This window comes from Burkholderia sp. Bp8986 (genome assembly GCF_003854225.1).
GTDB lineage: Bacteria > Pseudomonadota > Gammaproteobacteria > Burkholderiales > Burkholderiaceae > Burkholderia.
This window is the reverse complement of the sequence record NZ_QTQM01000023.1, coordinates 79,583-94,502: the sequence shown is the minus strand read 5'-3', so window position 1 is coordinate 94,502 and position 14,920 is coordinate 79,583. Positions and strand designations below refer to the sequence as shown.

The window sequence follows — 14,920 nt, the reverse complement described above, 5'->3', positions numbered from 1 at the left end:
GCCACGACGGAAGGCTAGCCGCGGCGACAAGCGAGCGCCAATGCCGCTTTTAGCGGTAACTATGCGAATCGGGAATAGTTTTTTCCTGGCAGGGATCGACGTGAAAACGGATGAGGGAGCGATCGATGGAATTGAAGTGGCTGGAGGACTTTGTCGCCGTGGCGCGCCTGCAAAATTTTTCCAGCGCCGCCAGGACACGATATGCAACCCAACCGGCATTGAGCCGGCGCGTGAAGGCGCTGGAGAACTGGTATGGCGTTGCGCTGATCGATCGCAGTCGTTACCCGGTCGTGCTGACGGCGGCGGGCGAGCAGTTCCTGGATGTGGCGGAGCGCGTCATCGGCGAGTTGTACGGCAGTCGCTCGCAAGCGCGCGGTTCGATGTCGGCGGCTGACCGGACGGTTCGATTCGTGATGCCACACTCGCTGGCGGGAGCGTTTTTCCCTGGTTGGTGGGTCGACCAGGAACAGGAAGAGGTGACTACGATGATCGCGACCGCTAACTTCGACGAATGTGTCGAACTATTGCGCAGTGGTGCGAGTCAGCTTCTGATTTGCTGGCGAAGCGTCGGCGTTGCCGACGATCTCGAGCGACACGGCATCCGCTGTATACGAATCGGACATGATCGACTGGTTCCGGTGGCCGGCTGCGACAGTGGTGGGCATCCGCTCCACTCGCTGGATGCGGTGGCGGGACAGCGAATTCCGATCCTGGGTTACAGAAAAACGTCGTTTCTGGGGCGTGTCACGCGCAATCTGTACGACCGGCTGGATATCGAACGCCGAACGACGCTTCATTTCGAGGCGGAACTGGTCGAGCCGTTGAAGGCCGTCGCGCTGCTGGGCGAGGGAATTGCCTGGCTTCCCGAACTGACCATCGCTCGGGAGCTGCAATCGGGTTTGCTGAAAATCGTCGGCGACGATTCCACCGTGGAACCGTTGAGCATCGAGCTGTGCCGAATTGCTTTGCAGGAAGGTGATCCGGACAGCACGGTGGAGCGGATCTGGAAAAACGCTGCGTCGAGGGTCGACGAACTCGACGGATGCAGTAACCGCGAGCGCTAAGACTTCGAGGACTGGAGGCCGGGTCTGCGCGCGACAGGCTGGTGCGGCCGCCATGGATGTTCCGCGCCCGCCATTCGGAAGAGGCGGCTGGCGCGCGGGAACATCAATCCACCGAAGAAGCGAGGCCATGCGAGCGCTTCGCGGGTCTTCGACCGGACCCGAGATGGCCGCCCGGAAACTGCATGACGGCGATAGCGTGGAGCGGCTTCTCGTCGGGATCCGGATCGACACAGCTCCGTCTGACCTTGAGGTCGCGGACGCGCCCCTTCTCGTCGAGCCAAACGCGCACCAGTACACATCTTTGTGTCAGTGGCTGTTCCATTCCGCGGGACGACAGGTGATCCATCAGCGACACGATCTTCTCGGCAACCCTCCGGTCATTTCTCGTTATCACCGAGTTCGGCGACGGCTCGGGACGCGTCGCGCCAGGCCTCACGCGACGTCTTGCGCTCCCGACGCCGATATCGCGCGTTTCCAGTGCCAACCCTGCTTCCCGATCGCGGCCACCACGGTGCTGCCCGCGTCGCTAGCGTCGCTCGAGCCCGGTCAGCATCGTCTCCCAGATTCCCCGATACACTGGATTGCTTGCTCCTTCGCCATGTCCCGGGTTCTTTCCTTTCGGATGGCGAACGGGTTTGCTCAGCAAGAATTGATGCGATGCCGGTATACCCATCGCTCGATAAGATGCCGCAATCGCTGACGCGAACTTCTCGGCGACGTGGTAGGTTCCGTACCAGCGTTCCGGCGGCGTTGCGCTCGGCGCGGAATACCAGGACGCAATATCGTCATCGGAGCGCATGTCCCAACCGCCCGAGAAGTCGATCACGCCGCCGATCGCGATACGTTTCGCGATGTAGGCCGCCATTCCACCTCCTTGCGACTGCCCGGACAGGACGATCGCACGCCAATTCAACTGTGCGCCCACGAGATACTGCTCCCAATGGTCGCCGGCATCGTGCGCCGCAAGATAGCGAATCAGGGCAGTCAAGCGATGAACGATGGCGTCTTGCGGCGCATCGTTGATCCGTGTGGTCGTGCCGTCGCCGAATGCGCGCTTCTGGCGTACCTGTTCGGCGCAGGCCGGGTCCTTCGCCAGAACGCGCTTGGTACAGACTTGAGCGATCGCCGGTGTATCGATGTACGACAGAACGATGACTCGATAACCGTGGGTGAGCGCTGTCCCGATGAATGCCTGTTCGGTCTTCGCGGTTTTAGGTGTTTCCCCGCCGGTTCCGGGAATAAAGACCAGAAGCGGGCCCGGTGCGCCTCCCCGCGCCGAATAGACAATGTACGGCTCGATGCCGGCGGAAATCGTGTCATCGGTATCGGACGGTCGCACGACCTGTCGATCGATTGTCGCCAAGGCGGGAGGTGCGACAGCGACGGCTAGTGCGACCGCCACGACCGCTCCGATTCGTCTTTGCCACGGATGCCGAATCTCTTTCAATCGCACTGTCTCACCTCATGAAGATCTCGCCCTGACGGTGCAAGGCGTCACTGAACCGATGGAGTCGGACGGCGATGGCCTGGTGACGTTGACCTGGATAGAACGCAAACGTGCCACTCAAGTTTGCCATTGAAATGTGGCCAATCGATTTCCAGCGCGCTCTATCACGCGGGAGCATCGGACCGGCGTCGGGGCGTGCAAGGCTGTTGGCGAATCCGTGCTGTCGCCCGCTCGGCTGCCGATATGCGATGCCGGAAAAAAAGAACCACCGGACCCGGGGGAGATTCGGTGGTTGACTGACACATCCGACTCGGACAAGCAACGATTGGAGGATCATTGCAAGAACAAGAATACGTCTTAAATCAGGGGCCGACTGTCATGAATTGTCACGCTCGTCCGCGAACACGTCGATGCAAGCGAGGGGCAAGCGGCTGCGACAATCAGCTTCTTCATTGTCATTACCCACAGTTCGAATGAGAAAGGTTTAAAGTGGAACGGATGGAGTCGTTGTGACAATTTGCAGTGCCGAATAGTGAAACTGGTTTTCGGTCAGGCTGGCGCGACCCGAATGCTCGCGTGAAGAGACATCGTCCGAATCCGTGTCAATGACAAATGTCCAGACAAATTCAGGATCGCATGAACGTCGTGCTCGACTGTGTGTTCAGTTGCGGATCGTCTCAGAGGCGGAAATATATGTATGAGAAATAGACGCAATGAGGCAAGGTATTGTCCGAACCCTGCATGTCACCACGTGCTGGACGCGCGAACGATGGACCCGTGTCCCGGATGTCGCCGCGCCGACCCGATCGGGAATGTGGCCAGGCGCCGACGCAATTTTCTGATCGCTATCAATACGACGTGCATCGTGGTGCTGGCTATTCTCGTTTCATTTTTCTTGTTCGCCGATGTGATTTAGTGCTCTGGCGTGCAGCACCGTAGACCCGTCGCATTGCGCGAGCCATACTGATTGCAGTACCGAGCGGCCGCAGGTCGTCCTGCAAGGTGTGTTGATCGATGCCGTTCGTTGAGGCGATGCTGGAATTCCGCAGGCGGGGAACGGAGCTCATCAAATGGCGATGCATCCGCAGGATCCGATTGCCGTGGAACAGGTGAAGATCGTTTACAGCACCGTGACGTTGAGCGTGTCCGGCGGCACGCTCCTGGCTGCTACGCTCGCGATTTCGCTGAATCGATTGGGGCACCTCGATCCATTTGCCGGTCCCGCGTGGGTTGCGTACATTGCGGCCTGTTCCATCGTCCATGCCGTTTTGGCCTGGCGCTATCCGCGCTCGGCGACGAAAGTGCGTCTTGGATCGCGCTGGGCGGCGGCCTTCATTGCATGCAGCGCGGCGGCTGGCATCGGCTGGGGCTGGTCGTCTATCCGGCTCGCATACGGGGGCGGTTTCGAGGTCGAGAGTCTTGCAGTGACCGCCACGCTCGGCGTGGTCGCAGGCGCGGTCCCCGTCTTCGGCACCTACTTCCCCGCGTTCCTTGCATTCCTGTTGCCGGCCACGGTTCCGTATGTTCTGGTTGCTGCGTTCTCGGCCAACCGGGTCCAGCAGGCGACCGCTCCCATGATGTTCCTGTTCATATGTGTCATCGCCTATCTCGGATTGCTCGCCAACCGGAGCGCGACACAAAACATCCGCTTGCGCTTCCAGGCCGAACAGCTCGCGACCGATTTGCGTGCGCGCAACGAAACCGCGAAGCAGCTTGCGGTCGACCTGTTGCGACAGAAGCACATTGCTGAAGAAGCGAACCTGGCCAAATCGCGTTTTCTCGCGGCGGCGAGTCATGACCTGCGCCAACCGTCTCACGCGCTGAGTCTGCTGGTCGGTGCGCTGCGCGGCGCGGTGACGTCTTCCGAAAAGGAGCGAATCCTTCTTCGGATCGAGCAGTCGACAGACACGCTGAACATGCTTTTCGGTGCCCTGCTCGACGTCTCCCGGCTCGACGCCGGAGTAATCGAGGTACACCGGCGGCCGTTCCAGCTCGATGCATTGCTGGCACACGTATGCAACGACCACGTACTCGACGCGTCGGAAAAAAATCTTCGGCTGTCACGCGTACCGTGCCGAGCGATCGTCGATACCGATCCGGTGCTACTCGAACGTGTCATGCGCAATCTCGTGTCGAACGCAATACGTTACACGGATACCGGCCGGGTAGTAGTTGGCTGTCGCCGCCGGGGAACACGCATCGCGATTCAAGTATGGGACACGGGGCGGGGTATTCCACACGATCAGCTTGATCTGATATTTCAGGAGTATTACCAGCTTGACAATCCCGAGCGCGATCGCGGTAAAGGCCTTGGATTGGGCCTCGCGATAGTACGCCGCATGGTTGACCTGATGGAATGCGGTCTGACCGTCCGCTCGGAGCCCGGTCGCGGGTCATGCTTCGAAGTGTGTCTGGACCGCTCCGACGAGACACCCCGGCAATTGAGCACGTCCCCGGAGATCACTCGCGCTTTCATTCAAACCGGAGGGTTCGTCGTTATCGTGGATGACGAGCCCGCGATTCGGGAGGGGATGTCAAGACTGCTTGGCATGTGGGGTTACGAGACGGTTGTCGCGGACTCCGACGAAGATGCGGTCGAGCAACTATCCGCGTGTTCCAGGCTCCCGGATCTGATCATTTGTGACTTCCGACTCCGCGGCACCAACGGCCTCAAAGTCATCGAGAGACTACGCAGCGAATACAACGTGGAAATTCCCGCAATGCTCATCAGTGGCGACACGGGAGCCGAACGGCTCGCAGAGGCGCATGCCAGCGGTTGCTTGCTACTCCACAAACCGATCCCGAATGGCAAGCTGCGTGCCGCGATTGGCAATCTCATCGCGGCCGGCGCGCGTGCGCGGGCCGGGAGCGATGAAGGCTAGCCGGAACGCTTGCCCGGGTGCGGCGGATTTTTCCTGGGCATCATGCGACCGACCCGCAGATCGATGGCGCATGCCGGCCTGCGCTTGCCTGCACGCGCCGGCAGATGGCACCCAACGCAGCGCGGCTGACGACGAACGTCATGGCAATACGCGATGAATCTGGCGCCGCATTCGACACACCGAACGGTACCCAGTACGGCGCCGTCGACAAATCGCACCAGCATCCATGCGCGCGTCACGGTCAGCACGGGCCCCGACCGGACCATCTCGCAACAAGCCGTGTACTCGTCGTACGCCTTGGCGAGTGCATCGAGCCGGCGGCAACCCGCCTCTTTCCGTAGAAACCGGTAAATGCCGAAGAACAGCGATGCGTGGAGATTCGCCATCCAGGTCATGTACCAGTCAGTGGAGAAGGGCAGCATTCCCTTCGTCGCGAAGGTGCCCGTTACCTCGCGATGAAGGCGGGCCAGCCGATCATGTGCAAGCGCAACCTCGCTCTGCAGCATCGGGAGGCGCGCGCCGAGCCGGATCAGAACAACCGCATCCATCACCAGCTTCGCGTCATCGGCCAGTTTCGGTCGCTCGACGTTGCGGTTCATACGGCCTCCTCGGCGTCCGGCCTGCTGGTCGCCAGCGTCATGGCGACATGCAGGCGCCCGATATCGACGGGTGGCGTCGGCCGCATCAAGGCTCGCACGACATCATGCGTCCCCGGACGAGGTATGCAAAGCAACTGTCCTGACGACGCAAGGTCGATCATGTGCTTCATTGACAGCGAGCTCAGCGCGGCGGCCATATCGGCCGTCAGGCCGAGACGAAACATGCCCTTCGCGTGATCTTCCTGCAGCAAGCGTTGCGCGAGCCACAGATACGACATATTCAATTCCCATACTGCGTCGCCGGTATTGGTAATGTTCATGGCTTACTCCAATTGCATCGAAGATACAATCAAATCAATGCCGTTCGGGTTGGTGGGCCTGAAATCGTCATCGCGTCGTCCATTGACGATGAGTACCCGAATTTACTCCCACGCAGTCGACTCGCATTAGGAACTAACGAGATTCAGTCTTGGCAATTTTCGAGAAAATGTAAACGCGACGTTGGGCCAGCGAGGCGAGAAATTAAAATAAGACTGAAGCATTACGACCTTTGACTATCCTATTGATATAGGAAGCCTGAATAGGGCGAAGGTCTTAAGACCTTTCCTTACATCGATTACTCGTCTGGTCGATTGCAATGAAGATACTCATCGTCGACGACCATCCGGTCCTTCGGGACGGTGTAGCGGCCCTGCTTTGCCAGAGCGAGGAAGGCCTGATTGTCGAACAGGTCGGCAATGCAGACGAAGCCATGCAAATACTTTGTCAGGATACCGAGGTAGATGCCGTTGTGCTCGACCTGAAGATGCCCGGGATGAATGGCCTCGAAGCCATTTCTACGATTGCGGGCCTTCGTCCTGAAGTACAGATCATCGTTCTGTCGACGTCCGAAGATCCCGGCGATGTACGCGCTGCATTTGGGCGCGGCGCACTCGGCTATGTGCCGAAATCGGCCGGCCCGCATACCGTCCTTTCCGCGATCAAGATGGTGCTGAACGGCGAGCACTACGTGCCGCCGCTGGTGCTCGACCAACAAGTCTCACCGAGTGCCGACGACTTCCCGCGTCCGGCACCGTCTTCCCCCAGCGGACCACTCACGCAGCGACAGATCGAAGTACTCCGGTATCTCGCCGATGGCGTCCCCAACAAAGTCATCGCAGACAAGCTGGATCTGTCGGAGAAGACCGTCAAGGCCCACGTGACAGCCATCTTCAGAGCCCTGAACGTGCTGAATCGCACCCAGGCGGCGGCCGCCGCGAGAAAGGCCGGTCTCCTGTGAGGTCCGGGTCGATGCGGGTTCGGCTCATCACTGGCGTGCAGGCTCATGACGAATCCTGAGCCGAAGGAAGAGCCCTCACGCTGAACCGCCTGGATTTTCCGGCGCTTGCCGACTGAATCCCGGAATTCGAAACCTGGTTCCGGAAATATCCCGTCGTTGTCGACGCCCGCAGCCATCCGCGACCACTGCATCCATCGAGTCGCCTTGCGGCGCAGGCGCGCGTCCACGGGATCGGCGATCCGCATGTTGGCGCCGTCGGACATCAACTTCTCTCGCTTCGGCTTCACGTGAGTCACCCGGTTCCAGTTTTTGGTCCTCCACACCGGGGGAGTCCTCAAATGTCTATTGGCTCGGTATCATGCCGGCACTTCGCGGCGGAGCGCCCGGGAGCGGAAGCTACAGCAATCAGAGCCGGAACAGAGGGGGGGACGATATGGGGATGACAGTCGACGAGGCGTCTCGCGTCGGTGGAATGAAGGAGGCTCGACTGATCGCCGGAAAGGGCGGCCAGACGAATGTCGTGCATCATGTGAATGTACTCGAGACAGTCACCGAGCATGAGGAAGACTGGGATATTCGCCATCATCTGTTTCTGACGACATTGAGTTTTACGGGAAGCGACACGAATCGGCAGGTCGCACTGATCAGACAATTGAGCCGCGGCGGTTGCGCGGCTCTCGTGTTTCAGGCCGGACTGATCGATCCGTTGCAGCCGGCCGTATTGCAGATGGCGGACGAGCTCTCGCTGCCGCTTTTTGAGCTCCCGCTCAGCGTCGATTACGCGGAAATCCTGACGCCGCTCATCTGCGCCGTTCAGCGCGAGGACGGCTACGTCGCGCGCGAAGCCGGCATGATTCAGCAGCAGCTGCTGACGGAAATGTTGAACGGCGGCGGATTAAATACGCTCGTGTCGTTGCTCGCGCGCGTGCTGCGACGGTCGGTCGTCGTGCTGGACGATCGCGGTGTGCTTTATGCGGCATCGGACGAATGGGGGGCCGCCGACATCGCCGCCAATCTGCCGGCGTCCATCGTGCCGACCCGGACCGTGGTCAGGAGTGCCGCCTGGATGGTCGCCCTCGGCCGCCGGCCCGATACACCGGTCGACGGCTACCTGATCGTGAACGTGCCCGACGGGCTGGAACCCAGCCCGCTGGAAGTCGCGACGATGGAGCAGGCGGCGGCACTTCTGACGCTGGAACTGACGAAACAGCGCGTGGCCGACGAGGCCTACGCCGAGCCGTTCAGGGATTGGCTCGCGCAGCTTGCCGCAGGCGACGTCGATCGGGCGGATGCGCTGGCGCTGGCGAAGTCGCTCGATCTGTCGTCGCTGAGCGTGGCGGTTCTGTTCGAGCCCGCGCGGCCGTCATGCGATGCGTCGACGCCGCTCGAGGCAAGAAGCCGGGCGATCTGGCGGGCGATCTATGCAATCGAATCGAAGCCGCTCGTGTTCGAGTGGGACGGACGCTTGCTCTGGTTGCCGTCGATTCCGCGCGGTGCGTCGTCCGACGGCACGCGGCAGGCGATCGACATGCGGCTTCGCCGGATCTGGGAGCGCCTCGCGGATACCGGGCGAGAGGCCTGGCGGATCGCATGCGGCGCGCCGGTCGACTCCGCGCTCGACCTGTATCGAAGCGTGCTGGACGCACAGGCAGTGTTGGCGCTCGACGCTGCCGCGCTGGCCGACGGCCCGGTCGCGTACGACGATGTCGCGCTCGACGTGTTGTTCCGCCAGATCGCGTCGCAGCCGGCCGCGCGACGCTGGGTCGACAGCATGGTCGGTGCGCTCGCATGTCACGACCGGGCACAGGAAAGCGATCTCGTGCGTACGCTGGAGGCGTTCTTCGACGCGGGCCAGTCGCATAAGCTGGCGGCCCATCGCCTCGGCATTCACCCCAAGACGCTCAAATACCGGCTGGACAAGATCGAGCAGATCGTCGGCTGCGTGCCCCTCCGGGACGCCGCCCAGTTCGGGCTGCACTTCGCGCTGAAGTTGTCGCGTAGCGCCGGCTGACGCGGCTTCGCCCCGTACGGCCGCCCTGTTATCCCGCCGGGATAAACGCCCCGTTTCCCGTTGCGTATCTTGTCTAGTGACCGTCCGAATTTGGCGCCCGATTCTCGGTACCACGCTGCCGGATGCGAGTTGCATCCGGCGTGGCGATCCAACCCGAGAACCGAAGGGGCACTCAAGACATGGAACGACGGACAAACGAACCGGGCAGTCGACCGGGCGCCGCGGCAGGGGGCATGCATGCGGCAGCTTAACGAAGACGCGGTGAGAAACATCGCATTGGGGGCGGCAGTCCTGGGAACGGGCGGCGGAGGCGACACGGCGATCGGGCTTTATATCGCGCTGGACGAAATTCGCCGCAGCGGCCCGATCGAACTGCTGGACGTGAACGAGGTGCCGGCCGGCGCGCTGATCCTGCCGACGTCGATGATGGGCGCGCCCGCGGTCTCGATCGAAAAATTGCCGTCCGGGCGGGAGCTGGACATCGTGTTCGACGATATGCAGGCCGCGCTCGGCAAGCGGGCGTTCGCGACGATGCCGGTCGAGATCGGCGGCGGCAATTCGCTGGTGCCGCTCATCCTGGCCGCGCGACGCCGGCTGCCGGTCGTCGACGCGGATGCGATGGGACGCGCGTTTCCGGAATATCAGATGGTGTCGTTTCATCTGCATGGCCTGGCTGCCCGCATCGCCACGTTTGCCGACGAGCGCGGCAATCGCGCGACCGTGCATCCGATCGATGGTGAATGGGGGGAACGCCTCTGTCGTCCGCTGGTGGACGCAATGGGTGCGAACGCAACGGCTTGCGATTTCCCGCTGACCGGCGAGGAAGTACGCCGGTGCGCGATACCGGGCTCGATCACGCTGGCCGAGGATATCGGCCGGCTGATTTCGCGCGCCGGTGATCGTCAGACCGGCAACGTCGTGACCGATCTGGCCGACGCGCTGAACGGCTACCTGCTGATCGAAGGAAAGATCGCCGACCTGAAGCGTCGCACGACGGGAGGATTCACGCGCGGCTCGATGGTGATCGCGGGCATCGAGCAGGACACCGGGCGCAGCGTGACCGTGAATTTCCAGAACGAGTTTCTGGTTGCGCGGGATGCGCAAGGCGTGCTGGCGACCACGCCTGACCTGATCACGCTCGTCGATCATGAAACCGGCCATGCCATTCCGACGGAAACGTTGACCTACGGCATGCGGGTCGCGCTGCTCGCCTGCCCGTGTCACGACCAGTGGCGCACGGAGCAGGGTATCCGGACGACCGGCCCCCGGTATTTCGGCTACGAGGTGGACTACGAGCCGGTCGAATCGATCGCAAGGAGGCGCGCATGACCGTCTATCGAATCGGAATCGACGTTGGCGGCACGAATACGGACGCCGCGATCCTGAATGAAAACCTGACCTGCATCGCGACGGCGAAGGTGCCGACGACCGTCGACGTGTTCGGCGGCGTGCGCACCGCCATCGAGCAGTTGCTGTCGGATACCGGCATTGCGCGTGACGAGATCGGACTGGCGATGCTCGGCACCACGCATTGCACCAATGCGATCGTCGAACGCAAACGGCTGCGGCGCGTCGGTCTGCTGCGGCTGGCGGGGCCGTCATCCGCGTCCGTGCCGCCACTGGCCAACTGGCCGTGCGATCTCGCGGCGGCGGTGGGTTTGCAATGGCGCATCGTGGGCGGCGGTTACGAATACGACGGCCGTCTCCTCAGCAAGCTCGTCGAGAGCGAGATCCGGAACACCGTTCGCCAATGGCGCGGCAACATCGACGCGATTGCCGTGTGCGGCGTGTTTTCCAACATCAATCCCGAACAGGAGTGCCTGGTCGAGCAGTGGGTGCGGGATGAACTCGGCGCGATTCCCGTCACGCTTTCGCACCGGATCGGATCGGTGGGCTTTCTGCCTCGCGAGAACGCATCGATCCTGAATGCGGCGCTGGGCGACGTGATCGAGGACGTGATCGCCGGTTTCGGCAACGCGCTCAAGGCGACGCGGCTCGACCATGCGCGCGCGATGATCGGACAGAATGACGGCACGCTGATGGCGGCCGATGTCGCGCGTGCGTTTCCGGTGCTCACGATCGGGTGCGGGCCGACCAATTCGCTGAAGGGCGCGGCGTTTCTCTCGGGGCGCAAGGACGCGATCGTCATCGACGTCGGCGGCACTACCGCGGACATCGGGATGTTGATGAAGGGATTCCCGCGCCAGTCCGCGCTTGCCGTCGACATCGGCGGCGTGCGGACGAACTTCAGGATGCCGGACATCATTTCGCTCGGCATCGGCGGCGGCACGGTGATCGCGCGCGGTCCGGACGGTGTTCCGGTGATCGGCCCGCAAAGCGTTGGCTATCGACTGACCAGCGAAGCGATGGTGTTCGGCGGATCGACGCTGACGCTGACCGACGTCGCGTCCGTTCTCGGCACGGGACTTTGCATCGGCGATCGTGTGCCGGACGTGTCGGCCGGCTTCTGTCGGGCTGCATTCAATGCGGTGCTGCGGCAACTGGCGGGCGGTGTCGAGCGAATCAGGACCAGCGGTGTGCCGTTGCCGGTCATTCTGGTCGGCGGCGGAAGCGCGTTGTTTCCCGATCGCATCGACGGTGCCGACGAAGTCATCCGGCCGGCCAACTTCGGTGCGGCCAACGCGATCGGCGTGGCGATCGGCGACGTCAGCGGCGAGGTCGATCGCATCGTGACGATGCGCGACGACATTCGCGACGAAACGCTGGCGTCGTTGCGCGACGAAGCGATCCGGGCCGCCGTTCACGCGGGCGCCGATCCGGCGACGGTGGAGATCCTCGAGCAGGAGGACGTGCCGCTTTCCTATCTTCCCGGCAATGCGACGCGAATCCGGTTCAAGGTGGCCGGTCGCCTTATGTCGCCGGCGCATCCTTCACATCGTCAATAGGTGCATGACAGCCATGCTTACTCAATCCAATCTGAAGGCGATTATCGCGGCGGTTTCGTGCGCGATCACGGCGGCGGTCTGTTGCACGGCGACGCATGCCGATGAGGCCAAAGTGCTTCATGTGTATAACTTCTCGGAAAACATCGCGCCGGGCACGGTCGAGAAGTTCGAGAAGGAAACGGGCATCAAGGTGACGTACGACGTTTACGACACCGACGACACGCTGATGACCAAGCTGCTCGCGGGGCGGTCGGACTACGACATCGTCGTGCCGAGCAACAACTACTTCGCGAAGGAAAAGGATGCCGGCCTGTTCGCGCGGCTCGATCCGGCGAAGTTGCCGAACCTGAAGAACCTCGATCCGCAGATCGTCAATCTGATCAGGATCAACGATCCCAAGGGGGAATATGGCGTGCCGTACGTATGGGGCATCACGGGGCTGGCCTACAACCTGACCGAGGTCAGGAAGCGTGCCGGCACGGATGCGCCGCTGAACAGCTGGGACATGATCTTCGACCCGAAGTGGGCCGGCAAGCTGAAGTCGTGCGGGATCTCGCTGCAGGACAACGGCGGCGAGACTTTCCAGGATGCGTTGTTCGGGGCGAAGCTCAATCCCGATACGCAGGACCCGAAAGACTTCAAGACCGCGCTCGACAAGCTCAAGGCGATTCGTCCGTATGTCACCCAGTTCAGCTCGTCCAGCTATATCGCGGATCTCGCGGGAGGGGACGTATGCGCCGCCGTGGCGTACTCCGGCGACGCACAAACGGCGAAGCTCCAGGCGAAGGCGGCAGGACGAAAATTCGATCTGACCTTCGTCATTCCGAAGGAGGGTGCGCCGCTTTGGGTCGACATGTTCGCCGTTCCCGCAGGCTCGCCGCACAAGGAGAATGCGATGAAGTTCATCGATTTCATGTTGCGCGCGGATGTATCGGCCACGCAAACCAATGAGCTCAAGTATCCGACTTCGGTCAGCGCTGCGCGTCCGCTGATCGATCCGAAGATCATGAACGATCCGGCCATCTTTCCGCCCCCCGAGGACATGAAGCGGGTGACGCTCGAGAAGCCGCTGCCGATTTCCCTGATGCGCCAGATCAATCGGGATTACCTCGAGCTGAAAGCCGGGCGATAAGCAGGCGCGACGCCGACATGACGGCGTCGCACGCGATGAATACATCCATATTGATATGCATAACGAAATAATTGGCACGGTGAGGAGGCGCGGGATGAGCAAGCGGATTGGAGCGTTGCTGATGGCCTGTGTGCCGGCAGTTTCCCATGCGGACACGGTCGTCGACGAACTGAAGGCGCAGTTGCAGGTGTTGCAAAGAAAGGTCGAAAGTCTGGAGCGGGCCGCGAAGGATGCGCCGGCGAAGTCGGGGAGCGCGAATCCGGGTGTTTCGGAGGAGGAATTCGCCGATCTCAAGCAACAAGTGGCCAGACAGAATCTGCAGGTCGAGACACTCAGTACGGCAGCGAGCGAGGGGCCGATCGCCGGCCTGTCGATCACCGGCTATCTGGATCCGATGTATCTGTACAACCGGAATGCGCGCAGCGGCGGCGTCTCGTTTCTCGATCACAACAGCGGGTATACGTACTATGGCGGCAACATGGGCGACGTATACCTCGACATCAAGAAGACGTTCGGCGTCGGGCCTACCGCCCCTTCGGCCGAAATCCAGATTCAACCCAACCGCGGTGCCGGCAATACGACGCTCGACGGTGCCAAGGGAAACAATATTTTCAATACGGCCTTCGTGACGATCCCGCACGACGACACGAACCAGTTCCTGTTCGGCCTCATGCCCAGCGTCGCAGGCTACGAGTCGCAGCAATCCAACCTGCTGCCGACGCTGACGCACAACCTCCTGTACGACTTCAGCATTCCCGGCTATTTCGTCGGCGCCGGATACAACGGGTCCAAGGGCGACTACAGCTGGAAGGTGATCGTCGGCAATGCGCAGAACCTGACGCACGCGGCGATCGCATCCGATTCGAGCGGACGCCTGCATACGAGTCTCACGCCGATGATCAACTGGCGGATCGATCGCAGCAAGGGCGCCTGGGACGTGGGGTGGTCGGGTGCGATCGGCCGCCAGCCGATCTATTCGGGCAATGCCGGCGGGGATTGCGCGTCGGGAGGCTTCGGCTACAACTGTACGGCTGCATCGCCGTTTTCGACCTACATGTTCATGGACATCGACGCGACCTACGCGGTCGCGGACACGACGTTCAACGCGGAAGTGGACTTCGGCAAGCAGAAGCATGCGGCATGGAACGGACGGGATGCAACGTGGTGGGGGCTTTCGATGCTGTATACGCGCAAATGGCACCTGCCGACGATCGGCCTGATGGGTGTCGCGTTGCGCTGGGATTATCTGAACGACAGCCGTAACGGCGGCGGAGGCGGGAATACCTATGTCGGCGGCAGCGCGCTGGCGGGCAACGCCTCGGCCGGAACCGACGGCCTGAACGGCTTCGGGATCGATCCGTCCTGTCTGGCCGCGTCGAGCGACAACGGACTCGAATGTCGCGGGGCGAATCGGCAGGGCGTCGCGTTCGACCTGATGTTCTACCCGGCCGTGAACTACACGATCAAGGTCGAATACCGCCATGACTGGGCAAACAAGAACGTGTTCCAGCGCGCCGACGGCTCGTGGCGAAAAAGCAATGACGTGATCGGCACGACGCTGGTCTATACGTTCTGACCTCGGGCATCGCGCATGACGCGC

12 protein-coding genes are annotated in these 14,920 nt (G+C 61.8%); 8 read left to right on the top strand and 4 right to left on the bottom strand.

Annotated elements, in window-relative coordinates; translation table 11 throughout:
- Positions 1–125 precede the first annotated feature (125 nt).
- Positions 126–1,064, top strand: coding sequence for a LysR family transcriptional regulator (locus tag DID99_RS21030; protein ID WP_185733805.1), 939 nt, complete (start codon positions 126–128; stop codon positions 1,062–1,064).
- 103 nt (positions 1,065–1,167) lie between these two features.
- On the opposite strand, the gene DID99_RS21025 is transcribed toward DID99_RS21030, so the two are convergent.
- The gene (locus DID99_RS21025; protein ID WP_124667483.1) at positions 1,168–1,419 is read right to left on the bottom strand and encodes an energy transducer TonB; all 252 of its coding nucleotides are present in this window, start codon (positions 1,417–1,419) and stop codon (positions 1,168–1,170) included.
- Between the two features lie 171 nt (positions 1,420–1,590).
- Positions 1,591–2,466 (bottom strand): BPSS1187 family protein, encoded by an 876-nt coding sequence (locus DID99_RS21020; RefSeq protein ID WP_185733804.1) that lies wholly within the window; start codon positions 2,464–2,466, stop codon positions 1,591–1,593.
- A gap of 1,115 nt (positions 2,467–3,581) precedes the next feature.
- Here DID99_RS21020 and DID99_RS21015 point away from each other — a divergent pair.
- Positions 3,582–5,393 carry a hybrid sensor histidine kinase/response regulator gene (locus tag DID99_RS21015; protein WP_124667481.1) on the top strand — a complete coding sequence of 604 codons (1,812 nt, stop codon included), beginning with the start codon at positions 3,582–3,584 and terminating at the stop codon, positions 5,391–5,393.
- Here the strand turns inward: DID99_RS21015 and DID99_RS21010 are convergent.
- Both DID99_RS21010 and DID99_RS21005 read right to left on the bottom strand, forming a co-directional pair.
- Positions 5,390–5,992, bottom strand: a complete 603-nt coding sequence (locus tag DID99_RS21010) for a FlhC family transcriptional regulator (protein WP_124667480.1) — start codon at positions 5,990–5,992, stop codon at positions 5,390–5,392. The two genes, DID99_RS21015 and DID99_RS21010, sit on opposite strands and share 4 nt — an antisense overlap.
- On the bottom strand, positions 5,989–6,312 hold the full coding sequence (locus DID99_RS21005; protein ID WP_124667479.1) for a flagellar transcriptional regulator FlhD: 324 nt from the start codon (positions 6,310–6,312) through the stop codon (positions 5,989–5,991). The genes DID99_RS21010 and DID99_RS21005 overlap by 4 nt, the downstream gene beginning before the upstream one ends.
- A gap of 317 nt (positions 6,313–6,629) precedes the next feature.
- Here DID99_RS21005 and DID99_RS21000 point away from each other — a divergent pair, with 317 nt between their 5' ends.
- The 6 genes from DID99_RS21000 to DID99_RS20975 all read left to right on the top strand — a co-directional run bounded on the left by DID99_RS21000 (position 6,630) and on the right by DID99_RS20975 (position 14,896).
- Positions 6,630–7,271 carry a response regulator transcription factor gene (locus DID99_RS21000; RefSeq protein WP_124667478.1) on the top strand — a complete coding sequence of 214 codons (642 nt, stop codon included), beginning with the start codon at positions 6,630–6,632 and terminating at the stop codon, positions 7,269–7,271.
- Between the two features lie 439 nt (positions 7,272–7,710).
- Positions 7,711–9,282 (top strand): PucR family transcriptional regulator, encoded by a 1,572-nt coding sequence (locus DID99_RS20995; protein ID WP_185733803.1) that lies wholly within the window; start codon positions 7,711–7,713, stop codon positions 9,280–9,282.
- Between the two features lie 129 nt (positions 9,283–9,411).
- Positions 9,412–10,611: a DUF917 domain-containing protein gene (locus tag DID99_RS20990; protein WP_221623056.1), complete on the top strand. Its 1,200-nt coding sequence runs from the start codon at positions 9,412–9,414 to the stop codon at positions 10,609–10,611.
- Positions 10,608–12,188 (top strand): hydantoinase/oxoprolinase N-terminal domain-containing protein, encoded by a 1,581-nt coding sequence (locus tag DID99_RS20985; RefSeq protein ID WP_124667476.1) that lies wholly within the window; start codon positions 10,608–10,610, stop codon positions 12,186–12,188. Before DID99_RS20990 ends, DID99_RS20985 begins: the two co-directional genes overlap by 4 nt.
- Positions 12,118–13,320 carry an extracellular solute-binding protein gene (locus tag DID99_RS20980; RefSeq protein WP_124667475.1) on the top strand — a complete coding sequence of 401 codons (1,203 nt, stop codon included), beginning with the start codon at positions 12,118–12,120 and terminating at the stop codon, positions 13,318–13,320. Before DID99_RS20985 ends, DID99_RS20980 begins: the two co-directional genes overlap by 71 nt.
- A 94-nt stretch (positions 13,321–13,414) precedes the next feature.
- Entirely contained in the window at positions 13,415–14,896 is a 1,482-nt protein-coding gene (locus DID99_RS20975) for a DUF3138 family protein (RefSeq protein ID WP_124667474.1), read from the top strand.
- The last annotated feature ends 24 nt before the right edge of the window (positions 14,897–14,920 follow it).